Below are 21,414 nucleotides of genomic sequence, written 5' to 3' on the forward strand. Positions count from 1 at the left end.
ATTTGATGTTTCAAATTATAATGATTCGCATTAAGATATGCGTCGAATAATGACCAAAGAGCTAAAACCCACTCACGGAGAAAACGATGTTCCGACTTCCCGAGCCGGCATTCCGCCGCAAGGCCCTGGTTTCCGCCATGATGTGCGCCACTGTCCCCGCAATGGCAGTGGCCCAGGAGACCAATTCTGCCACCCTTCAGGTGCTCGAAGTATCCGCAGAACGGGGTCAGACCCCTTCGGAATTCACTGAAAGCTATGCTCCCGAAGCGACTACCACTTCCCTGAAGATGGAACTGTCCCACCGCGAGACGCCTCAGGCAGTCACCGTGGTAACCCGGAAACAGATGGACGATTTCGCCCAGAACGACATCAATGATGTTCTGGAGGGCACCACCGGTGTCACCGTCGAGTCCGTTGAAACCGACAGGACCTACTACACCTCCCGCGGCTTCGACATCAACAACTTCCAGTACGATGGCGTCGGCCTTCCGGCGGTGTATGACAACGTCCAGGGTGAGCTGGATACCGCCTTCTTCGATCGGGTTGAAGTGCTGCGGGGCGCCAACGGCCTGATGACCGGCTCCGGCAATCCGGCCGCCACGGTGAACTTCATCCGCAAGCGTCCCACCGCCGATACCAATGCCTCGGTGGCGGTGACCGCCGGTTCCTGGGACACGAAGCGAATTGTGGGTGACGTCTCCGGCTCGGTTTCCGAATCCGGCAAGGTTCGCGGCCGGGTCGTGGCAGGTTATGAGGACAAGGATTCCTACCTTGACCGTTACAGCAACGAAAAGCAGATGTTCTACGGCGTCGTGGAAGCGGATCTGACCGATACCACGCTGCTCACCCTCGGCCATGCCATCCAGAGCTCCGATACCGACAGCCCGCTGTGGGGCGCGTTGCCGCTGTTCTACACCGACGGCACCGCCACCGACTTCGCCCGTTCCACCAGCACCGCTTCCGACTGGTCCTACTGGGATAACACCCAGCACAACAGCTTTGTGGAGCTGCAGCAGGAGCTGGCTGGCGGCTGGCGGGCCAAGGGCACGGTGTTCCGGTTGGAGAATGACAGTGAATCCGAGCTGTTCTACCAGTTCGGCACCCCGGATCCAGACACCGGTGAAGGGCTAATGGCGTACCCGAGCCAGTATGATCTGAATACCGAGCAATGGGTGGTGGATGCCTACGCCACCGGCCCGTTCGACCTGGCCAACCGGACCCACGAGCTGGTGGTTGGTGCCAGCTGGTCCCGTTCCGAGACCGTGGACGAGTCCCGATATGGCCAGGGTATCGGCACTCAACTGCCGCCGTTGAATGAATGGGATGGAAACTATCCGCGCCCGGCTTTCGACAACGGCGTGGCAGGCTCCGATTGGACCGACCGTGAAACCGCGACCTATGCTGCGGCGCGCTGGACTCTGACCGACAGTCTGACCGCCATCACCGGCCTGCGCCTGACCTGGCTGGACAGCGAAGGCACCAGCTACGGGAACTCCAAAGAGACCAGCTACGACGCGGTGGAGACCCCCTACGCCGGTCTGATCTACGACATCAACGACGATCACTCGGTCTACGCCAGCTACACGGAGATCTTCTCGCCGCAAACCGAGCTGGACATCAACCGTGACCGCCTGGATCCGATCGATGGGGTGAACTACGAGCTGGGTCTGAAGAGCGAATTCCGGGAGGACCGTATCAACACTACGGTGGCGCTGTTCCAGGTCGAGCAGAAGAACGTGGCCGAGGCCGCAGGCATCTATGACGACGGCACCCAGGACGTCTACTACCGTGCGGTGGATGGCCTCGAGAGCCAGGGTGTGGAACTGGAAATCGTCGGTGACGTGACCGACCGCATCCAGCTCTTTGCCGGCTACACCTTCGTGGACATCGAGGACGCCGACGGTAACGACGCCAAATCCTTCGTGCCAGAGCACCTGGCTCAGCTGCGGGGTACCTGGAAAGTGCCGGGTGTTGACGGTCTGGAACTCGGCGGTCAGATCCGCTGGCAGTCCGAGATCAGCCAGGAGCAGGGCGTGGCCACCACCGGCCCGAATGCCGGTACCACCATCGTCACCGAGCAGGATGCCTATGCCGTGTTGGATCTGATGGCCAGTTACGACTTTGCCCGCAACTGGAATGCCACCCTGAACGTAAATAATGTCACCGACGAGAAATACATTGAGAGCCTGAAGAAATTCGGCGCCTCGGCCCAGGGCTTCTACGGCGAGCCGGCCAACGCCAGCCTGACCGTTTCCTGGGTCTACTGATCCGTAGTGAAGGGCGGGGAGTTGACCCCCGCCATTCTCTCTTTTCGATAGACCCCGCAGGTACCGCAGTAACCACCTTCCGGTAACAGGTACCTCAGGCAGCAGCCCTTCCGCTGGGGGATTGCCGTTCTCTGCTCTGCGAACACCGCCGGAATCCAGTCGATGAACCGATTGGCGTCATTCCGGAATGCTTCCAGCCATTGCTGCGCCAGATCACATACCGAGGCGGGATCCGCCAGGTTCCACACCGCCGAGAAAGGCGCGCCCAGACCCAGGCCGACACTGCTCCAGTAGGCGCCGGGACTCACTCCCAATTGTTTTCTGAACACCGGATACCAGGCTTCCGTTTGTGCTGCCATGCTGTGCTGAAAACCCTGTTCGCTTGCCATTGGCTGGCCCGGAGTCTGGAACCATCGTGAAACGGTCTGTCCCGCCTTTTCGATGGGCGCCAGGAAAATGCGGGCCGGATCGGCAACGGGCGCCTCGCCATCCCGGAACAGACGTAATGTGAGGGGGGCAAGCACACTGAGCGCCAGATCCTGTTGCAGTACCGATGCATAAGCCCGGACGGCCTTGCGATCCGAGGCTTCCGGGTAATCCCGACGGATCTGGTGCTCGAGCAATTCGGGCTGATCGAGGCACTGGGCCAGGGAAAACAGGCCCCGGCGTTCTCGTGCCGGAGCGTGCAGAGACTGCGCGACGATAGCCTCACGGTTGAGGCTGGAGGCTTGCAGGAGCCGATCATAACGATCGACCCAGCCCTCGCCGTCTATTGCGGAATCAGGCCCGGCCATGGCGACTGAGCCCCCAGAGGAAATAGATCCCGCCCACCAGGGCCGCAAGCAGGCCGGCGGGCAATTGGTTGGGATACACAATAATGCGGGACAGATAATCCGCCACACCGAGCAGCACGCCACCCACCAGCGCGGCGGCGATCAGCTGCCGGCCGACGGTTTGCTGGCCCAGCACCCGCGCCAGGTGCGGGGCGATCAGGCCGACAAAGCTGAGCGGGCCGATCACCACCGTGGCGGCTGCGGTCAGCAGCGCCGCCAGAAGCAGCAGTAACAGGCGAACCCGGGCCACCGGAAGACCCAGTGAGGAGGCCGACTGCTCGCCCAGTGGCAAGATAGTCAGGGGCCGGACCACTGTGGCCAGAGTCCCGCAAATGACCAGAATGAACACCAGCAGTCCGATGGCTTCCCCGTCGGAGACCAGCCAGGTGGAGCCATACATCCAGTTCAGTAACTTGGAGGCCTCGGTCCCGCCGGAGGCCATCACCAGACGAAGTCCGGCATCCATGAACACGTACAGGGCAAGGCCGCCCAGCAGTAACTGGTTGCCGGCAAAGCGGTGGCGCCGTGCCAGCAGAATCAGCAGGCCCAGAGCCCCGGCCGCGCCGGCGGTGGCGGCTACCAGCTGCCCCATGCGGCCGGCCTCAAGACCGGAAAGCACAATCACCACCATCACCAGGGCGGCACCACCGCTGATGCCCAGCATTTCCGGGCTGCCCATGGGGTTGCCGGTCATTCGTTGGATCAGGGTGCCGGCCAGCCCGAGGGCGATTCCTGCCAGCACCGCAGCAAGCATCCGCGGGCCGCGCCAGACCCAGGCCTCGTCCCATTGGGCGACGCCGGTCCAGCGCCAGCCATCGAGCCCGGGCGACCAGCCCATGGAAATAACGACCGCAATCAGCAGAAGCAAGGCGAGCACGGCTGAAACCACCAGGATCGGACGGCGTTTGGGCAGGAAGCCGGCCGGGCTGGAGGTCTGCCCCGGCATGTGATGGGTATTCCGGAAGCCCTGCAGGGCCAGCAGGATGATCGGCCCGCCAATGAGCGCCGTGGTGGTGCCGGTGGGAATCAGGGAGCCGTCGCCCCAGGTGGACGCCCAATGGGCCAGGGTGTCTGCCAGTAACAGCAGGCCACCGCCAAGCAGGGTGCTCCAAAGTATGCGCCCGCCGAGAGTACGGGCGCCCAGCAGCCGGGCCAGCACGGGTGCGGCAAGGCCAACAAAGGCAATCACGCCAACCCGGCTTACCACCGTCGCACTCAGCAGAACCACAAGGAACAACGCCAGGGCCCGCACCCACGCGACCTTCGCACCCAGCGAGCCGGCGGAGGTCTCGCCCAGTTGCAGTAATTGCAGTGGCCGCATCAACAGCAGCATCAGGGCCACCAGGATCACGACCCTGGGCCAGAGCTCCGCGAACGGTTGCCAGTTGTTCTGGACCAGGGAGCCGGCGCCCCAGATGAACAGATTGCCCAGCCACTCGCCCTTGAGCAGCAGGAACGCCATGTTGGTGGCGCCGAGGAAGAAGGTGATCACCAGGCCGGCGAGGATCACGGTGACCGGGGAAAAGCCCAGCCGCCAGGTGAGGGCGATGACCATGGCGATGGCCAGCAGGCCGCCGGCAATGGCAGGCAGGTCCGGGCTGAAGGCGAGCAGGCCCGGGAAGAACAGCGAGGCGACGGTGACGCCAAACTGGCTCCCGGCGGCGACGCCGAGGGTGGTTGGGGAGGCCAGCGGGTTGCCGAGGATCTGCTGGGTCACGGCACCGGCAAGCCCCAGCGCCGCGCCCACCAGGACTGCCATGGCAACCCTGGGTGCCCAGCTGAAGTGCGCCAGCACCGACGCATAGGTATCCGGATTGAAGGTCCAGAAAGCACTTAGCAGAGTCATTGGGTCCAGTTGCTGCAGCCAGGGCAGGGCACTGGCCAGAAGAGCGGTCAGCCACAGGAGCGCGGCCGCCACCGGCAAGCGGGCGGGAAGTTCCGGGCGCTGGGCCGGAAGGGTGGCAGTATTACTGTACATTATCGGAGCCTCCCGCCAGCAGACTGTCGGTAATCTGGGTGGCCAGCCGCTTGACCGGGTAGATGCCCCCGAAAGGCCAGGTGGCCTCCACCTGATACACCTGGTCCCGTTGCACTGCCGGCAGGTAGGTCCAGAACGGACTGTCGGCGAGGGTATCGGCCAGGCCCGGCGGTGTCGGGGAGATCACCACAAGCCGGGCCTCGGGAAAGGGCGCAATCGCTTCCAGACCGACCACGGAAAACCCCCAGAAATTCCCCGGGTGGGGCCAGGCGTTGGTCAGCCCCAGGGCTTCGAGTGCGGTCTGGTAAAGCCCGTTCGGGGCGTAGATACGCACATGCCGGGCGTCGAGGAAGTTCACCAGCGCCACCGGTCGCTCCGTGACACCGGCCTCGGCGAGCCGTGCCCGCTGCTCGGCGAGGGTCTGTTCGACATCCTCCACCACCTCTTGTGCGCGTGCTTTCCGGCCCAGCATTTCGCCGAGGGCGAGCAGCATCTTGCGGGCTTTGGCAAAGGGTTGCGAACCCTCCTTGTACACACTGACCACGTAGGTGGGGGCCAGTCGCTCGAGCAGGTCGGCGGCGGGGGCCATTTCGGCGCTGGTCACGATCAGGTCCGGTTTCAGCTCGGCAATGGCTTCCAGACTGGGCGCTACCCGGGTGCCGACATTGCGCACACCGCTTTCCGGCAGCGCTGGCTCCCGGACCCAGTGGCTGTAACCAGCCAGGTTGGCCACCCCCACGGGGGTGACCCCGAGTAACAGCAAAGCTTCGGTGGCGGCCCAGTTGAGGGCAACGATGCGTTCCGGAACTTTGTCCAGGGTGAGGGTGCCGTTCTCGTGCTGCCAGGTACCCGCGGTGGCGGGCATGGCGAGTGTGATTAACAGGAGAAAGAGGCCGGCCAGCCCCGTGGATTTAGTGCACATAGGAAACCCACTGCCCCGGAGCCCGTTCCATCACACCCATGGGCACGCCATAAATGGTTTCCAGGATGCCGGAATCCATGATGTCCTCGGGACAGCCATCGGCTACCAACCGGCCGGCCTTGATGGCCACCAGGCGGTCGCAGAAACGGGCGGCCAGGTCCACGTCGTGCAGCACCACAATGACGGTCAGCTCCCGTTGCTCGGCCAGGCGATGCACCAGGCGAAGGGTTTCCACCTGGTGCTTCACATCCAGTGCGGAAATGGGTTCGTCCAGGAGCAGACAGCGGGTCTGCTGGGCCAGCAGCATGGCAATCCACGCCCGCTGGCGCTCACCGCCGGAGAGGGTGTCGACGGAGCGATGGGCGAAGTGTTCCAGGCCGGTGTCGGCAATGGCCTGGTCGATCAGTCGGTGGTCTTCGCGGTTATAGCGTCCGAGGGGCCCCCGCCAGGGGTAACGACCGAGAGCAACCAGTTCTCGTACTGTCAGTCCATCGGTGCCGGGTGGATGCTGGGGCAGGTAACCAACGGTACGGGCAAACTCCCGTGCACCGGTGTTGCGGAAGGACTGGCCGAGCAGGCTGACGTTGCCCTCCGAGGGAGTCTGGTGCCGGGCCAGCACCTTGAGCAGTGTCGATTTGCCGGAACCGTTGTGGCCCAGAAGGGCAGTGACTTCCCCTTCCTGAAAACCGATGTTGATATTGCGAAGAATGGGGGTGTCACCGATACGGACACCCAGGCTGGATACTTCGAAGAACGCCGACATGCAGACTCCCTTGTTCTGAGAGCCTGCAGGTTAATCTAAATACGAATTACTATCAATAATGATATTGGATTTGAAGTTCAGACTTGCCCGGTCTGGACGCGCCATTGAGCCCGGTAGGCACCATCCTTCGACAGCAGGGTTTCGTGGTTGCCCTGCTCGACGACCCGGCCGTTCTCGATCACGGCAATGGTGTCCGCATCCACGATGGTGGACAGCCGGTGGGCAATCATAATCACCGTGCGGTTGTGGCCGATCCGGCGCAGGGAGCGCTGGATGGCTGCCTCGGTTTCGTTGTCCACGGCGCTGGTGGCCTCGTCCAGCACCAGGATCGGCGGGTTCTTCAGCAGGGCACGGGCCAGGGACAGGCGCTGGCGCTGGCCACCGGATAACCGCACACCACGCTCGCCCACCGGCGTATCCAGGCCCTCGGGCAAAGCCTCGATGAAGCTCCAGGCCTCGGCGGTTTTTGCGGCCTCGATGATTTCCTCATTGGTGGCATCGGGCTTGCCGTAGGCCAGATTCTCGCGGATGGAACCCTCGAACAGGTACACATCCTGGCTGACCAGGCCGATGGCCCCGCGCAGGGACTTGAGGTTGATGTCCCGGATCGGCTGACCATCGATGCGGATCTCGCCGTGGCTCGGGTCGTAGAAACGGAGCAACAGCTTGATCAGGGTAGACTTGCCGGAACCGGTGGCGCCCACCAGGGCCAGGGTGTTGCCGGCCGGCACGTTCAGGCTGATGTCCCGGATGCCGGCACCGCTGGAGGGGTAGTGGAAGCTGAGGTTGCGGAATTCCACCTCACCCTTTACTGGCTGGGCCAGGTCCCTGCCACCTTCGTCCCGCACGTGGACGGGTTCGGCCAGCAGGTTCAGAATCCGGCGGGTACTGGCCATGGCCCGCTCGAACAGATCGATCACTTCCGCCAAGCCGGTCAGGGGCCAGAGCAGACGCTGGGTCAGGAACACCAGCACGCCGTAGGCGCCCACGTTCAGGGTGCCTTCCAGGGCCATCATGCCGCCGACGGTAAAGGTGGCCAGGAAGCCCGCAAGGATGGCCATACGGATGACCGGAATGAAGGCGGAGCTGATGCGAATCGCCTTGCGGTTGGCGTCCACATAGGCCTCACTGCTCACCTTGAGCCGCTCAGCCTCCCGTTGCTCGGCGGTAAAGCTCTTGATGGTGGCAATGCCGCCGAGGTTGTTGGCCAGTCGGCTGGAAAGATCGCCCACCTTTTCACGGACGTCGGCATACAGGGGGCCGGCCTTGCGCTGGAAGTAGAAGGCGCCCCAGATGATCAGGGGAATCGGGGTGAAGGCCAGCAGGGCCACGGTGGGCGAAATTACGAAGAACACGGCACCGACGGCCACGACGGTAACCAGGACCTGGATCATGGCATTGGCGCCGCCATCGAGAAAACGTTCCAGCTGGTTGACGTCGTCGTTCATGGTGGCCACCAGCTGCCCGGAGCTGCGCGCCTCGAAGAAGCTCATGTCCAGCCGCTGGGCATGTTCGTAGGCATCCTGGCGAAGGTCCGACTGCAGCCGCTGAGCCAGATTGCGCCAGAGGATCTGGAACAGGTACTCGAACAGGGATTCCCCCGCCCAGATGAAGAAGGTCAGCACCGCCAGGATGGTGATCTGCTCCCGGGCGGTCTCAAAGCCGAGCCCGGCGACGAAGCTCTGCTCCTGGTTTACCACTACGTCGATGGCGACACCGATCAGAATCTCCGGGGCGATGTCGAAGAGTTTGTTGATGATTGAGCAGGTGGTGGCGGCAATGATCTGGCGGCGGTAGCCCCGGGCGTACCTCAGGAGCCGGGCGAGGGCGGCGAAGCTGCTGGTGTTGGTGTGACTGCTGCTGGACATTTCCCCTTTCTCCCAGATGGTTGGCCCGACATCGATGGGGCAGGGAGGTTAGCGGAAATGCCGGGCAATTAAAATAGAATCATTATCATCTTCTGACGTTGCGCTGTAGCCACCGGTCGAGCTGGTCGGCGAATTCCTTGCGGTCGGTCTGGCTGAACGGGGCCGGGCCACCGGTGACCTGGCCGGCGCTGCGCATTTCTTCCATGAAGTTGCGCGTGGCCAGGCGCTGGCGGATATTTTCTTTGGTGAAGGCCTGGCCCCGGGGGTTGAAGACGTCGGCGCCTTTTTCGATAGCCTCGGCGGCCAGGGGGATGTCCTGGGTAATGACGAGGTCGCCTTTGGTCATCTGATCCATGATTTCGTTGTCGGCGACGTCGAAGCCGTGGGGGACCTGGCGGCGGCTGATCCAGGGGCTCGGCGGCAGGCTGATGGCGTGGTTGGCGATGAAGGTGGTCTGGATTTGCCAGCGGGTGGCGGCGCGGCAGAGGATTTCCCGGATGGGGACGGGGCAGGCGTCGGCGTCGACCCAGATTGGCATTTCGGTTTTCCTTTGGTGTTGGCTCTGGGTGTAGAGTTTAACTGTTCTGGCATTGAGCCTGTTAGTTGATGTCCGCGTATTTTGGAGAATGGGGCCTGATTTTGGAGTAGGCGGTTTCGGTCAGCACTGTCCAAAAACCGCTACGAGCACGTCCATGTGCGCTTGTTTCAGGCCATCCTTGGCCTTCAACATTTTTGGACAGTGCTGACCGAAACAGCTCTCCGGCTCAGGGAGATAACTCCGCGGGGATTGGAGGGAGACGAGCGTGATTTATCGAAGAATGATTTCAAGGATAGTCTTTGCCGCATTGGTGTTGCTGTCATCACTCCATGCTTCGGCTAATGACAACAACGCCGAAGCCTGGCAAGCCCTGCAAGACGGCCGGGCTGTTTTGATTCTCCGCCACGCCCTGGCTCCCGGCACAGGCGACCCCGGCAATTTTGATCTGAACGACTGCAGCACCCAGAGGAACCTGAACGAGGCAGGTCGGGAGCAGGCGCGGGCGTGGAAGCCGTTTTTGGCGGAGCACGGAATTGAGGAAGCGCGGGTGTTTACCAGTCAGTGGTGTCGGTGTCGGGATACGGCTACGGAAATGGATGTTGGGGAGGTGACGGAGTGGCCGTCGCTGAATTCGTTTTTCCAGGGCCGGGGCGATGGGGCTACCCAGACTCGGCAGACGATTGCGTTGGTGAATGAGCTGGAGCCGGGGTTGCCGGTGGTGATGGTGTCGCATCAGGTGAATATCACCCGGTTGGCCGGAGTCTATCCGTCGTCGAATGAGGGAGTGATTCTGGCGTGGCCGTTGTCGGAGGATCCGACGGTGTTGGCGCGGGTGGCGCCGGGGCGTTAGGGAACCGGGGGCTGGGGTTTCTGGTATAATCCGGTTCTCATTCAATTAACAGGAAATGATAATGTCCCAGCTTCCCCCTTGCCCCCAGTGTGGTTCCGAATTCACTTATGAAGATGGTGTTCAGTTGGTTTGTCCCGAGTGTGGGCATGAGTGGTCGGAGGCTGAGCAGGCCGAAGCTGAGGCCGGTAAGGTGATTCGTGATGCCAATGGCAATGAACTCCAGGACGGCGATACGGTCACTGTCATCAAGGATCTGAAGGTCAAGGGCTCAAGTTCGGTGGTGAAGGTTGGCACCAAGGTGAAGAACATTCGCCTGGTGGAAGGTGATCACGATATCGATTGCAAGATCGACGGCATCGGTGCTATGAAACTGAAGTCGGAGTTCGTCAAGAAAGCCTGACGGTTTTTGTCCGTTACCGGGAGCTTCATGGAGAGAGTAGATGGTTGAGAAGGACCAGGAAGGGGTGTCACAGCCTGAGGTCCCGCCTCACAAGAAGCACGAGCTGCACCAGGAGCTTCCGGTGGATTTTCCGGATCCGTTTTTCCGGGGCCTGCACCGGGTTATCCGCTTTGCCATCCGGGTGTTGGCAGTTCTCATGGTGGCGGTGATTCTCTGGGGCGTGGGTGATGTGATCTACATCATTTACGATCGTCTGATCACGCCGCCTTTCCTGCTTCTGAATATCAACGATATTTTCTACACTTTCGGCGCCTTCATGGCGGTGCTGATTGCGGTGGAAATCTTCATCAACATCCGGCTGTATCTGGGCACGAATGTGTTCCCGGTTCAGTTGGTGGTTGCGACGGCGTTGATGGCGATTGCCCGGAAGGTGATCGTGCTCGATTTCGAAACCCTTACTCCCATGTATCTGATCGGTATCGCGGCGACCACGCTGGCGCTGGGTATTACCTACTGGCTGCTCCGGCAGGGTAACCAGTACCAGGAGTGGGATGACTGACTCCCCGCATTGATCAATTGCCTCCTCTCGTCTAAACCTTAAACAGAGCTCCGTCGGGCCGGGGTAAGGAGTACGGGATGAGACAACGCCATGAATTTCATGTGGATAGCACCCGCTATCTGGATGACCACGGCAAGCCACTGGATGACTTGCCCGCCCTGGCCGGGGACACCGAGCGTGTCCTGGCTGCGTACCGCAATATGGTGCTGACCCGCACCTTCGATTCCAAAGTCATCGCGCTGCAACGCACTGGCAAGTGCGGTACCTACGCTTCTGTGCTGGGGCATGAGGTGATTGGAACCGCCATTGGCCAGAGCATGGCCAAAACCGATGTGTTTGTACCCTATTACCGGGATCAGGCGGTGCATACGCTCCGTGGCGTGAGCCTGAGGGACATGATGCTGTACTGGGGTGGAGACGAGCGGGGCAGTGCGAACTGGGAGAATTGTCCGGAAGACCTGCCCATTGCGGTGCCCATCGCGACCCAGTGCTGTCATGCCGTGGGTGTGGCCTCGGCCATACGGATCCGGGGCGAGGAGCGGGCGGTGGTTTGCTGCGTGGGCGATGGCGGCACCTCCAAGGGGGATTTTCTCGAGAGCATCAACCTGGCTGGGGCCTGGCATTTGCCGGTGGTGTTTGTCGCCATCAACAACCAGTGGGCGATTTCCACGCCCCGCAGCCTCCAGACCGGGGCCGAGACCATTGCCCAGAAGGCCATCAGCGCCGGCATCCCTGGGCACGCGGTGGACGGCAACGACTACTTTGCCGCCTCGGAGGTTCTGGATACCGCCCTGGAGCGGGCCCGTGGTGGCAAGGGCGCGACTCTGATCGAGGCGGTGACTTACCGCCTTGGAGACCATACTACCGCTGACGATGCCACCCGCTACCGCACCGCCGAAGACCTGAAACGGGCCTGGGAGAAAGATGGCGTCAAACGTCTGCAGAACTGGCTGCACGATAACGGCCTCTGGGATGCCGACAAGGAAAAGGCCCTGCAAGCCGACAGCAAGAACAAGGTGGATAAGGCAGTTGAGGAATACCTGGCCACGGAACCCCAGCCACCTACCGCGATGGTCGATTACCTGTTCGAGGCACTTCCCCCGGCCCTTCAGGCCCAGCGTGAGCGGATTGCCGCCAAATACCGGGGAGGTGAGTCATGAGCAAGGGCGAGCTGCGTGACGTGACCCTGGTGGAGGCGGTCAACATGGCCCTGCACTGGGAAATGGAGCACGACGAGGATGTGGTGGTACTTGGCGAGGACATCGCCACCAATGGTGGCGTGTTCCGGGCCACCGTGGGGCTGAAAGAAAAATTCGGTTTCAAAAGGGTGATGGACACACCGCTGGCGGAAAACCTGATTGCCGGCACCTCCGTGGGTATGGCCACCCAGGGCCTGAAGCCGGTGGCTGAGTTCCAGTTTATGGGATTTATCTACGCCGGCATGGAGCAGATCGTCAGCCATGCCGCCCGCATGCGTAACCGCACCCGGGGCCGGTTGCATTGCCCCATCGTGTACCGGGCACCCTTTGGCGGTGGTATCCACGCCCCCGAACACCATTCCGAGAGCACCGAGGCACTGTTCGCCCACATCCCGGGCCTGCGGGTGGTGATCCCCAGTTCGCCACAGCGGGCCTATGGGTTGCTGCTGGCGGCCATCCGCAATCCGGATCCGGTGATTTTCCTTGAGCCCAAACGCCTTTACCGGGCGGTTACCCAGAGCGTCGAGGACAACGGCGAGGCCCTCCCGCTGGATACCTGTTTCACCTTGCGCGAAGGCGATGACGTGACCCTCATCACCTGGGGCCCCTGCGTCATGGAGACCTTGCAGGCCGCCGAGAAACTGGCACACCAGGGCGTAACCTGTGAGGTCATCGACGTGGCCACTATCAGCCCCCTGGACCGGGAAACCCTGCTCTGCTCCGTCGCCAAAACCGGCCGTGCCGTCATCATCCACGAAGCCTGCCGCAACGGCGGCGTGGGCGCCGAAATCGCCGCCTCCCTCGCCGAAGGCGCCTTCCTGGACCTCCAGGCCCCGGTGGTGCGGGTAACAGGCTACGACACCATCATGCCCTATTACCGAAACGAAGACGCCTACTTGCCAAAAGTGGAGGATATCGTAGAAGCCGTAGAACAAGTCATCGCCCTATAGACGAATGCCCCCCGGGGTTGATTGGGCACCGGGGTCTGACCCCAAAGGGGTCAGACCCCACCTTCAAAACCAAAGGCGCGGACAAGTCACCAACAGCCACGGCCCGGCACCGGGGTCTGACCCCAAGGGGTCAGACCCCACCTTCAAACCAGAAACCAGGGGAGTAAAAATGAAAAACTTCAAACTTCCAGATCTAGGCGAAGGCCTCCCCGAAGCCGAAATCGTCGAATGGCACGTCAAAGTCGGCGACACCGTCGAAGTCGATCAAACCCTCGTCAGCGTAGAAACCGCCAAAGCCATCGTCGAAGTCCCATCCCCCGAGGCCGGCACCATCGCTAAACTCTACGGCGAGCCGGGCGATATCATCCACACCGGCGAACCGTTGCTCGCCTTCGAAGGTGAGGGCAGTGACAGCGGCACCGTGGTCGGCGAACTCAAAACCTCCGGCAAGGAAGACAAGGGCAAGGCCGGCCAGGAACAATTCATCATCGGCGCCGCCGCATCCAGCAAACGCGCCCGTGCCAACCGGGCCACGCCGGGCGTGCGGGCCCTGGCGGAACGGTTGGGTGTAAACCTCGAGCAGATCAAAGGCAGCGGCCCGGGCGGCCTGATCACCAACGACGACGTCCACCGCCAGGCCAGCCACCAGAAAAAACTGGGCGATGCCGAACCTCTCCGGGGCACCCGCCGTACTATGGCCAAGAACATGGCGCTGTCCCACGCCCAGGTAGTGCCAGTCTCGATCTTCGAGGATGTGGACATCGGCGCCTGGAAGAAAGGCACCGACATCACCATGCGCCTGGTCCAGGCCATCGGTGCCGCCTGCGAAGCCTGCCCCGAACTCAACTGCTGGTTCGATGGCGACAATCTCACGCGGCGGTTACTGGAAGAAGTCCACGTGGGCATCGCCGTGGACACCCCCGATGGCCTGTTCGTGCCCGTGCTCCGGGACATTACCCATCGCAGCCTTAAAGACCTGAGAAAGGGGCTGGAGAACCTGCGGGAGGCGGTCTCTACCCGCAAGATTCCACCGAAGGAAATGCAGGGCGCAACCATCACTCTCTCCAACTTCGGCACCATGACCGGGCAGTACGCCAACCCGGTTATCATTCCGCCGCAGGTGGCCATCATCGGGTCCGGCAGCATCCGGGACAAAGTGGTGCCCGTCGATGGCAAACCGGCTGTTCGACCGATATTGCCGCTGTCCCTGACCTTTGATCATCGCGCAGCTACTGGCGGCGAGGCCTCCCGCTTCCTCAGAGCCATGGTGGAGGCGCTCACCAAGGCCTGAGCCGGGAGGCGGCCGCGACCATTCGCCGCACTGTACTACTTGGCACCGGTGCCAGACCTTTCTATGCTGGCGGCATTCCGTTTTCCTCCAGAAAGGACGTTTTCCCATGAAAAAATGCCTGAGCATCCTGCTCCTGAGCATGGCCGTACTGGCCCCGAACGCTTTTGCCCACGACTACCAGAGCGGCAGGGTGGGCATCGACCATCCCTGGAGCCGTCCGACACCGCCGGGCACTCCCATGGGTGTGGGCTACCTGAGCATCACCAATATGGGTGAGAGTGACATCACCCTGACCGGTGCCGAAACCCCCCGCGCCGCCCGGATCTCCATCCATGAAAGCAGCATGAAAGAGGGCATCATGCGGATGCAGCCGGTCAAAGGCGGCCTGTTGATCCCCGCCGGCAAAACCGTCGAACTCAAACCCCACGGCTATCACCTGATGCTGGAAAAACTCAGCCAGCCGCTGGCCGAGGGCGAGAGCATTCCTGTGCAACTGGATTTCGAGGGTGCCGATGACATGAACATCGAGCTCACCGTGGAGCCGCTGGATGGTGGCATGAAGATGGAAAAACCGGAGATGGATCACTCCGGGCACCAGATGGGTAATTGATCGAAGCCTCGCCCCTCGGGCTCTTATCCCTTCACACTGAACCCGCAGACCGGAGTTATGCGAACGAGGGCGCATAACTCCGCCACCTCTGCTTCAGTGTTAGAGTTTGCTCATGATCAGACTGTTGCTCGCATTCGTTTTAAGCGCCACTGCAGCGTTAACTGCAGTGGTCGTAATGGGCATGCTGTATTCTTTTTTCATTCCAGGTTCACCTTGGGGAGCGGCTCTGCATTTCGGAGTGCCAGCTGCGTTGGTTATTTACCCAATAACGTTTGTGGTTGGTTTTCCTCTGTACTGTGCTGCCAGGCTATTAAAAGCGATCAGTTGGGGCAGGGTCATACTTGGAGGAGTTTTTTTGGCGCTTGTCTATCCAGTGGTTGTCCTGATCGACAGTGATTTCTCTGCAGGGTCTGTGACGGGATTTGTTATCTGTGGAGGGATTGGAGCGCTTGCAGGTTTGGTCTTTTGTCAGGTTGCGGGAATAAAACGTGCTTGAGATTAGCTCTAACAAGTAGTTGCAGTTCGTTCCGGCCCTGACGGGCCTCCACCGGACCGGTTTTCCAGCGCGGTTGCGCCTCCAAACCGGCCGCTGAACAACGGCGTTGAGGCTGTAGAAAAACTCCCAAAAACCAGCGCTTGGCTTTGATAGGATGCGGAGAACGGATCAACGGAAGGTCGGCATGCCCCGCTTCAAGCACTACAGCTACGACCAAGACGCGATGGTCGTGATCAACTACCAGGAACAGCTTCAGCCCGGCACCTTTGAACACGCGGTGCACTACCTGATCGAGCACAAGCTGGACCTGTCGGTATTCCATCCCAAGTACCGCAACGAAGACACCGGCCGGCTGGCCTACGATCCGGCCATCCTCCTGAAGATCATCCTGTTCGCCTACTCCAAGGGCATTACTTCCAGTCGCGAGATGCAGTGGGCTGCGAGACCAACATCATCTTCAAAGCGTTATCCTGCGATACCGTTCCGCACTTCACCACCTTGGCCAAGTTCGTCAGCAGCCACTCGGATGAGATCGAAGAGTTGTTCGAGCAGGTATTGTTGGTCTGCCGCGACCAGGGCCTGCTGGGCAATGAACTCTTTGCCATCGACGGCTGCAAGATGTCGTCGAATGCGGCCAAGGAATGGTCCGGCACCTTCAAAGAACTGGAAGAGAAACGCGCCAAGCTGCGACGGCTGGTTCGCCATCACCTCAAGGCCCATTACGAACGGGACGAGGCGGAGACCGAAGCTGAACTGGACCGGGACATCCGACGAGCCAAGACCATCCTCTCCCTGGATGAAGCCATGCAGAAAGTGGACCACTTCCTAAAGACGAACCGCCCAAGGAAGGGCCGGGGGAAGCGGAGCAAGGAAGTGAAGAGCAATATCACCGATAACGAAAGCGCCAAGATGACCACCAGCAAGGGCACGATTCAGGGCTATAACGGCGTGGCCACGGTGGACAAGAAACACCAGATCATCATCGACGCCCAGGCCTTTGGCGAAGGCCAGGAACACCACACCCTGCAACCGGTAGTGGAGAGCGTGGAAGCCCGCTTCAAGAAACTGGGTATCGCCGACAACATCTACCAGCAAGGTACCATCGTTACCGCTGATACCGGCTTCGCCAACGAAGCCAACATGAAGTACCTGCACGAACGGCAGATCAATGGCTACGTGCCGGACAACCGGTTCCGCAGCCGTGATCCGAAGTTCCAGAACCAGAAAGACAAGTACGGCAAGCGCCATCAGAACCAGCCGGATACGGGCTGGAAAGACATTATTCCGGCCAGTGAATTCCAGTTCGATCCGGTCAGCCTGACCTGGCTTTGCCCGGCGGGTGAAAGCCTGAAATACCATGCCACTCGCACGGACCAAAATGGCCTGAGTCGGGCCTACTTCCAGGGCCGCCTTTTGCAATGCCGACACTGCCCGAAGAAGCACCAGTGCATGCAGAACCCGCAGGCTGCCAATCACCGGAAAGGCAAAGGTCGGCAGGTATCATTCATCATTGAGAACAAGCGCCTGCCGACCTACACGGATTGGATGAAACACCGTGTGGATAGCCAGCAAAGCAAGGAAATCTATAGTCACCGGATGTCGGTCGTGGAGCCGGTGTTCGGTAACATTGGTACCACGAAGCGACTGCACCGCTTCAGCCTGCGAGGCAGGAAGAAGGTACAGAGCCAGTGGCAGCTATACTGCCTGGTGCACAATATTGAGAAGCTGGCGAACTACGGGCGGTTGGCGGCGTAATGCCGAGGGTGGAAGGCCAGAAATGTGGTCGCTGAATGCCAGTAATACCGGCACTGAGACCGTCAAAGGGCCGAAACTGATGGCTGAACATTGGAATGGCGATAATCAGCTAGCTGATGGCTGCTACAAAAATTTTAGGAACCAGGGGCTGGGAACGACTCGGAACCGGGTTTTTCTACAGCCTCGTTATGCGTCATAGGGGATGAATCATGTTTGAGGCGCTGTTTCTGAGCTCTGGCATTGCTTTTATCGGCGGCGCTCTTCTAATTGTTATCGGTGTTGGCTTTTCCTTGTTCCGTCGCACTCAATTGACAAAACTATTTGCGAATCGCCCCGAATCCATCGCACTGTTTACATCAATTTTTTTGGCTGTAGCCGGTTTCACAGCACTGCTTGTTGCTCCAGTGTATCAAGGCACGGAGACACGGAGCCAAATATCAATAGAGCCTGCCACGGGGATCACTATCAGTGAGTCAACAACGGAAGAAACAAGCAAATCGTTTGTAGAAGTTAATGGCATTGAAGTCTTACCACTTTTTATCGCTCCGGTATTTATCGCACTGCTACCCATGCTATTTTTTAACCTTGGAATCCGCCCCGCCGTGGAAGGCATCTGCGCGTTACTGCTTGGCGGACAAGCAGCTATAGGGATGTCTGGTTACGGCACCTTTTTCGGGCCAAGTGGTTTAGTAATGGTCATAGCTGGCATCTTGGCGCTGAGATCAAGCAATGCCGCATAACCATGCCAGTCACGGCGACGCCTTTTTCGTTGCGGCTTCGCCTTCACTACAAAGGCGCGCGTGCTGAGCGACGTTGAGGCTGTAGAAAAACCCCGAAATCCCCATCCCGGTTTGGTAAAATCAGGCAAACGGACAAGGAGTCGTTGGCATGCCTCGCTTCAAGCACTACAACTACGACCAGGATGCCATGGTCGTCATCAACTACCAGGAACAGCTTCAGCCCGGCACCTTTGAACACGCGGTGCATTACCTGATCGAGCACAAGCTGGACCTGGCGGTGTTTCATCCCAAGTACCGCAACGAAGACACCGGCCGGCTGGCCTACGATCCAGCCATCCTGCTGAAGATCATCCTGTTTTCCTACTCCAAGGGCATCACCTCCAGTCGCGAAATGCAGTGGTGCTGCGAGACCAACATCATCTTCAAAGCGCTGTCCTGCGATACTGTTCCGCATTTCACCACCCTGGCCAAGTTTGTCAGCAGCCACGCCGATGAGATCGAAGAGCTGTTCGAACAAGTTCTGCTGGTTTGTCACGAAGAAGGTCTGTTGGGTAACGAGCTGTTTGCCATCGACGGCTGCAAAATGTCCTCCAACGCAGCCAAGGAATGGTCCGGTACCTTCAAGGAGCTGGGCGAGAAGCGGGAGAAACTGCGACGACTGATCCGTCATCACCTCAAGGCGCATTACGAGCGGGACGAAGCAGACACCGAGGCCGAACTGGACCGCGACATTCGCCGGGCGAAGACCATTCTGTCGCTGGATGAGGCCGCTAAGAAGATTGATCGTTTCCTAAAGACGAGCCGCCCACGGATGGGCCGGGGGAAACGGAGCAAGGAAGTGAAGAGCAACGTCACCGATAACGAAAGCGCCAAGATGACCACCAGCAAAGGCACGATCCAGGGCTACAATGGGGTCGCCACGGTGGATAAGAAACACCAGATCATCATCGACGCCCAGGCCTTTGGCGAAGGCCAGGAGCACCACACCCTGCAACCGGTACTGGAAACCGTCGAAGCCCGGTTTAAGAAACTGGGCATTGCCGAGAGCATCTACCAGCAAGGTGCAATCGTGACAGCCGACACCGGCTTCGCCAACGAAGCCAACATGCAGTACCTGCACGAACGGCAGATCAACGGTTATGTACCGGACAACCAGTTCCGCAGCCGGGACCCGAAGTTCGCAAACCAGAAAGACAAATACGGCAAGCGGCATCAAAACCTGCCGGACAAAGGTTGGAAAGACATCATTCCGGCCAGTGAATTCCAGTTCGATCCGGTGAACCTGACCTGTACCTGTCCCAACGGTGAAGTGCTCACGTACCGAGGTCAGCGAGCAGCCGAGAACGGCACGGTCCGAGTGCACTTCGAAGGCCGTTTGCTGCAATGCCGGCACTGTCCTAAAAAGCACCAGTGCATGCAGAACCCAGCATCAGCTAACCATCGAAATGGCTCTGGCCGGCAGGTGTCGTTCACCACGGAGAACAAGCGCCTGCCGAACTACACGGACTGGATGAAGCACCGCGTCGACAGCCAACAGGGCAAAGAGATATACAGCCACCGAATGTCGGTGGTGGAGCCGGTGTTCGGCAACATCGGCACGAACAAACGGCTGAATCGCTTCAGCTTGCGAGGCAAGAAGAAGGTGCAGGGCCAGTGGCAGCTATACTGCCTGGTGCACAATATTGAAAAGCTGGCGAATTACGGGCAGTTGGCGGCGTGATATCGGGATCAGACGGTTACAAATGTGGCTGCTGGATGCCTACAATACCGGCACTGACACCCTCAAAAGGGCCGAAACTCATGGCTGAACATCAGAACGATGATAATCGGCTAGCTGATGGCCGCTACAAAAATTTTAGGAATCAGGTGCTGGGGACGGCTCGGAATCGGGTTTTTCTACAGCCTCGTTATATTTCTGAGGGAGTTCAAAATTGCTCAACAGGTCAGCTTTAATCCTCCGCTACAAAGAGCCCGCAGTGCGCTGGATCAACGAAGCTGATCCGAACCCCGATGGCCCAGCAATCACGCTAGAGGATGTTAACGAGGAACGTACCGTTTACCTCATTGACGAGGAAGTGGCCGACACTCCTGAACAACTCAGAAAATGGGTCAAAGCTAACTTCCGCTCGCTATTTGAGAGCGAGCTTGGTGGGTGGTACGTCGACCCTGATTTATGGCCCCGGAAGCTCACCCTGAAATTGTTCGACGAGTGGTTTACGGTCGAATGCCACACAATGATTTTCGATACGGTTGGTGGTCCAATTGAGGACGACGAAATATAACAAGGTGCATCAATACGTGGCCGATGGCCGCCGGACGCCCTTTTCATTGCGGTTGCGCCTCCATTACAAGGGCGCCGTTGTGCGCTGGCGTTAAAACAAAAACACAGGAGGTCACATTCAACGGACCGCATCACAAACTCTCTGGCGGATTAATCTACTCTTTCTATCCCGACTCCCGAGCTTTGTCCCTGCAGGCAACTCCGCTCCTGAAGACTATCTCGCTGGCAAACCGTTGGTATTGGACGTTCAGTATTGTGAGTGTCAGGCCACCAAAACTGACAGCGAACCCTCTGTCCTTTTGCCCAGTTTTCTGAAAAAGTTCAGAGTCAGCGTCATATAAAAAGCATGCATGCACGGGTTTAGTAGCTGGCCTATATTTAGGTCTATGTCTGCTCAGCCAGCTTTAGGTCAGTTTTCAAGCTCTGGTTCGCTGTTGCCAGGTCGACAACTCGGTTACGACCCTGTTTTTTGGCAGCGTAAAGCGCATTATCAGCACGGTGCAGCACCGCACTCCATTCACTGTCACCAGCACAGTAATGAGCCACCCCGAAACTGGCTGAAAGAGTCAAGCTGATATCACCATCAATGGTAATCTGAGTTGCTGCTGTTTTTGCTCTGAGTTGCTCCGCAACCTGTAATCCCTGTTCGGTATTGCTGTTAGGCAACAGTAAAATAAACTCTTCGCCACCAAAACGCGCCACCACATCATGCTGGCGTATTCTGTTTTTGAGAATAGCAGCAAAGCGCCTCAACACCTCATCACCTATATGATGGCCGTGCTGATCATTCACTTTTTTAAAGTGATCTAGATCGCACATTATAATGGCGAAAGAAGTACCCGAACGCTGCGCGCGGCTGAATTCAATATCACAACATTCGTCGAATGCCCGCCTATTGTAGATCTCCGTCAAAGGGTCAACCCGGGCTATTTCTGAGAGCTCATCCTGCAGTTCATCGGAAGCCATCCATATAGTGCAAAACGATGATAAAATAACCAAAAACTCCCCGGCAATAATCGCCAACGCACTAAGGAGACTCTGAATAAGTCTCCGAAATCAGCGATAATACGGCTATCGTCAACCGCATAGGATCGTTGCCACCATGGATCAGATC

19 protein-coding genes and 1 pseudogene are annotated in these 21,414 nt (G+C 59.5%); 13 read left to right on the top strand and 7 right to left on the bottom strand.

Annotated elements, in window-relative coordinates; translation table 11 throughout:
- Window positions 1-86 precede the first annotated feature (86 nt).
- The gene (locus ACESMW_RS12705; protein WP_372987390.1) at window positions 87-2,267 is read left to right on the top strand and encodes a TonB-dependent siderophore receptor; all 2,181 of its coding nucleotides are present in this window, start codon (window positions 87-89) and stop codon (window positions 2,265-2,267) included.
- Here the strand turns inward: ACESMW_RS12705 and ACESMW_RS12710 are convergent.
- The 6 genes from ACESMW_RS12710 to ACESMW_RS12735 form a co-directional block, all read right to left on the bottom strand.
- Window positions 2,261-3,061 (bottom strand): (2Fe-2S)-binding protein, encoded by an 801-nt coding sequence (locus tag ACESMW_RS12710; protein ID WP_372987391.1) that lies wholly within the window; start codon window positions 3,059-3,061, stop codon window positions 2,261-2,263. The two genes, ACESMW_RS12705 and ACESMW_RS12710, sit on opposite strands and share 7 nt — an antisense overlap.
- A complete protein-coding gene (fhuB, locus tag ACESMW_RS12715) occupies window positions 3,048-5,078 on the bottom strand; it encodes a Fe(3+)-hydroxamate ABC transporter permease FhuB (RefSeq protein WP_372987392.1) in 2,031 nt (676 codons plus the stop codon). The genes ACESMW_RS12710 and fhuB overlap by 14 nt, the downstream gene beginning before the upstream one ends.
- Window positions 5,068-6,000 carry an iron-siderophore ABC transporter substrate-binding protein gene (locus tag ACESMW_RS12720; RefSeq protein ID WP_372987393.1) on the bottom strand — a complete coding sequence of 311 codons (933 nt, stop codon included), beginning with the start codon at window positions 5,998-6,000 and terminating at the stop codon, window positions 5,068-5,070. Before ACESMW_RS12720 ends, fhuB begins: the two co-directional genes overlap by 11 nt.
- Window positions 5,990-6,763, bottom strand: a complete 774-nt coding sequence (locus ACESMW_RS12725) for an ABC transporter ATP-binding protein (RefSeq protein ID WP_372987394.1) — start codon at window positions 6,761-6,763, stop codon at window positions 5,990-5,992. Before ACESMW_RS12725 ends, ACESMW_RS12720 begins: the two co-directional genes overlap by 11 nt.
- A 77-nt stretch (window positions 6,764-6,840) precedes the next feature.
- Window positions 6,841-8,631 carry an ABC transporter ATP-binding protein gene (locus ACESMW_RS12730; RefSeq protein WP_372987395.1) on the bottom strand — a complete coding sequence of 597 codons (1,791 nt, stop codon included), beginning with the start codon at window positions 8,629-8,631 and terminating at the stop codon, window positions 6,841-6,843.
- Window positions 8,632-8,716: 85 nt separating this feature from the next.
- Complete coding sequence (locus ACESMW_RS12735) at window positions 8,717-9,169, bottom strand: YaiI/YqxD family protein (protein WP_372987396.1); 453 nt, start codon at window positions 9,167-9,169, stop codon at window positions 8,717-8,719.
- A 280-nt stretch (window positions 9,170-9,449) separates the two neighbouring features.
- Between ACESMW_RS12735 and ACESMW_RS12740 the strand changes: the two genes are divergently transcribed.
- The 12 genes and pseudogenes from ACESMW_RS12740 (at window position 9,450) to ACESMW_RS12795 (ending at window position 20,301) form a co-directional block, all read left to right on the top strand.
- On the top strand, window positions 9,450-10,019 hold the full coding sequence (locus ACESMW_RS12740; RefSeq protein WP_372987409.1) for a histidine phosphatase family protein: 570 nt from the start codon (window positions 9,450-9,452) through the stop codon (window positions 10,017-10,019).
- A 61-nt stretch (window positions 10,020-10,080) separates the two neighbouring features.
- Window positions 10,081-10,419, top strand: a complete 339-nt coding sequence (locus ACESMW_RS12745) for a zinc ribbon domain-containing protein YjdM (protein WP_372987397.1) — start codon at window positions 10,081-10,083, stop codon at window positions 10,417-10,419.
- 40 nt (window positions 10,420-10,459) lie between these two features.
- Entirely contained in the window at window positions 10,460-10,978 is a 519-nt protein-coding gene (locus ACESMW_RS12750) for a phosphate-starvation-inducible PsiE family protein (protein WP_372987398.1), read from the top strand.
- 77 nt (window positions 10,979-11,055) lie between these two features.
- A complete protein-coding gene (pdhA, locus tag ACESMW_RS12755) occupies window positions 11,056-12,138 on the top strand; it encodes a pyruvate dehydrogenase (acetyl-transferring) E1 component subunit alpha (protein WP_372987399.1) in 1,083 nt (360 codons plus the stop codon).
- Entirely contained in the window at window positions 12,135-13,127 is a 993-nt protein-coding gene (locus ACESMW_RS12760; protein WP_372987400.1) for an alpha-ketoacid dehydrogenase subunit beta, read from the top strand. Before pdhA ends, ACESMW_RS12760 begins: the two co-directional genes overlap by 4 nt.
- A 169-nt stretch (window positions 13,128-13,296) precedes the next feature.
- Window positions 13,297-14,418 carry a dihydrolipoamide acetyltransferase family protein gene (locus ACESMW_RS12765; protein WP_372987401.1) on the top strand — a complete coding sequence of 374 codons (1,122 nt, stop codon included), beginning with the start codon at window positions 13,297-13,299 and terminating at the stop codon, window positions 14,416-14,418.
- A 106-nt stretch (window positions 14,419-14,524) separates the two neighbouring features.
- Window positions 14,525-15,028 (top strand): copper chaperone PCu(A)C, encoded by a 504-nt coding sequence (locus ACESMW_RS12770; RefSeq protein WP_372987402.1) that lies wholly within the window; start codon window positions 14,525-14,527, stop codon window positions 15,026-15,028.
- Window positions 15,029-15,140: 112 nt separating this feature from the next.
- Window positions 15,141-15,524: a hypothetical protein gene (locus ACESMW_RS12775; RefSeq protein WP_372987403.1), complete on the top strand. Its 384-nt coding sequence runs from the start codon at window positions 15,141-15,143 to the stop codon at window positions 15,522-15,524.
- A gap of 184 nt (window positions 15,525-15,708) precedes the next feature.
- A pseudogene (locus tag ACESMW_RS12780) lies at window positions 15,709-17,279 on the top strand (IS1182 family transposase).
- Window positions 17,280-17,488: 209 nt separating this feature from the next.
- Window positions 17,489-18,019, top strand: coding sequence for a hypothetical protein (locus ACESMW_RS12785; RefSeq protein WP_372987404.1), 531 nt, complete (start codon window positions 17,489-17,491; stop codon window positions 18,017-18,019).
- Window positions 18,020-18,167: 148 nt separating this feature from the next.
- A complete protein-coding gene (locus ACESMW_RS12790; RefSeq protein ID WP_372987405.1) occupies window positions 18,168-19,739 on the top strand; it encodes a transposase in 1,572 nt (523 codons plus the stop codon).
- A gap of 256 nt (window positions 19,740-19,995) precedes the next feature.
- Entirely contained in the window at window positions 19,996-20,301 is a 306-nt protein-coding gene (locus tag ACESMW_RS12795) for a hypothetical protein (RefSeq protein WP_372987406.1), read from the top strand.
- A gap of 383 nt (window positions 20,302-20,684) precedes the next feature.
- On the opposite strand, the gene ACESMW_RS12800 is transcribed toward ACESMW_RS12795, so the two are convergent.
- Window positions 20,685-21,323 (bottom strand): GGDEF domain-containing protein, encoded by a 639-nt coding sequence (locus ACESMW_RS12800; RefSeq protein WP_372987407.1) that lies wholly within the window; start codon window positions 21,321-21,323, stop codon window positions 20,685-20,687.
- Between the last annotated feature and the right edge of the window lie 91 nt (window positions 21,324-21,414).

This window comes from Marinobacter sp., from assembly GCF_041690455.1.
Classification (GTDB): domain Bacteria; phylum Pseudomonadota; class Gammaproteobacteria; order Pseudomonadales; family Oleiphilaceae; genus Marinobacter.

Excerpts from the sequence above, each read along its gene's own strand:
- ACESMW_RS12770 (WP_372987402.1), top strand. The coding sequence starts at position 14,525 with ATGAAAAAATGCCTGAGCATCCTGCTCCTGAGCATGGCCGTACTGGCC.
- ACESMW_RS12725 (WP_372987394.1), bottom strand. The coding sequence starts at position 6,763 with ATGTCGGCGTTCTTCGAAGTATCCAGCCTGGGTGTCCGTATCGGTGAC.
- ACESMW_RS12745 (WP_372987397.1), top strand. The coding sequence starts at position 10,081 with ATGTCCCAGCTTCCCCCTTGCCCCCAGTGTGGTTCCGAATTCACTTAT.
- ACESMW_RS12750 (WP_372987398.1), top strand. The coding sequence starts at position 10,460 with ATGGTTGAGAAGGACCAGGAAGGGGTGTCACAGCCTGAGGTCCCGCCT.
- ACESMW_RS12790 (WP_372987405.1), top strand. The coding sequence starts at position 18,168 with ATGCCTCGCTTCAAGCACTACAACTACGACCAGGATGCCATGGTCGTC.
- ACESMW_RS12765 (WP_372987401.1), top strand. The coding sequence starts at position 13,297 with ATGAAAAACTTCAAACTTCCAGATCTAGGCGAAGGCCTCCCCGAAGCC.
- fhuB (WP_372987392.1), bottom strand. The coding sequence starts at position 5,078 with ATGTACAGTAATACTGCCACCCTTCCGGCCCAGCGCCCGGAACTTCCC.
- ACESMW_RS12730 (WP_372987395.1), bottom strand. The coding sequence starts at position 8,631 with ATGTCCAGCAGCAGTCACACCAACACCAGCAGCTTCGCCGCCCTCGCC.
- ACESMW_RS12740 (WP_372987409.1), top strand. The coding sequence starts at position 9,450 with ATGATTTCAAGGATAGTCTTTGCCGCATTGGTGTTGCTGTCATCACTC.
- ACESMW_RS12785 (WP_372987404.1), top strand. The coding sequence starts at position 17,489 with ATGTTTGAGGCGCTGTTTCTGAGCTCTGGCATTGCTTTTATCGGCGGC.
- ACESMW_RS12720 (WP_372987393.1), bottom strand. The coding sequence starts at position 6,000 with ATGTGCACTAAATCCACGGGGCTGGCCGGCCTCTTTCTCCTGTTAATC.
- ACESMW_RS12710 (WP_372987391.1), bottom strand. The coding sequence starts at position 3,061 with ATGGCCGGGCCTGATTCCGCAATAGACGGCGAGGGCTGGGTCGATCGT.
- ACESMW_RS12760 (WP_372987400.1), top strand. The coding sequence starts at position 12,135 with ATGAGCAAGGGCGAGCTGCGTGACGTGACCCTGGTGGAGGCGGTCAAC.
- ACESMW_RS12705 (WP_372987390.1), top strand. The coding sequence starts at position 87 with ATGTTCCGACTTCCCGAGCCGGCATTCCGCCGCAAGGCCCTGGTTTCC.
- ACESMW_RS12735 (WP_372987396.1), bottom strand. The coding sequence starts at position 9,169 with ATGCCAATCTGGGTCGACGCCGACGCCTGCCCCGTCCCCATCCGGGAA.
- ACESMW_RS12775 (WP_372987403.1), top strand. The coding sequence starts at position 15,141 with ATGATCAGACTGTTGCTCGCATTCGTTTTAAGCGCCACTGCAGCGTTA.
- pdhA (WP_372987399.1), top strand. The coding sequence starts at position 11,056 with ATGAGACAACGCCATGAATTTCATGTGGATAGCACCCGCTATCTGGAT.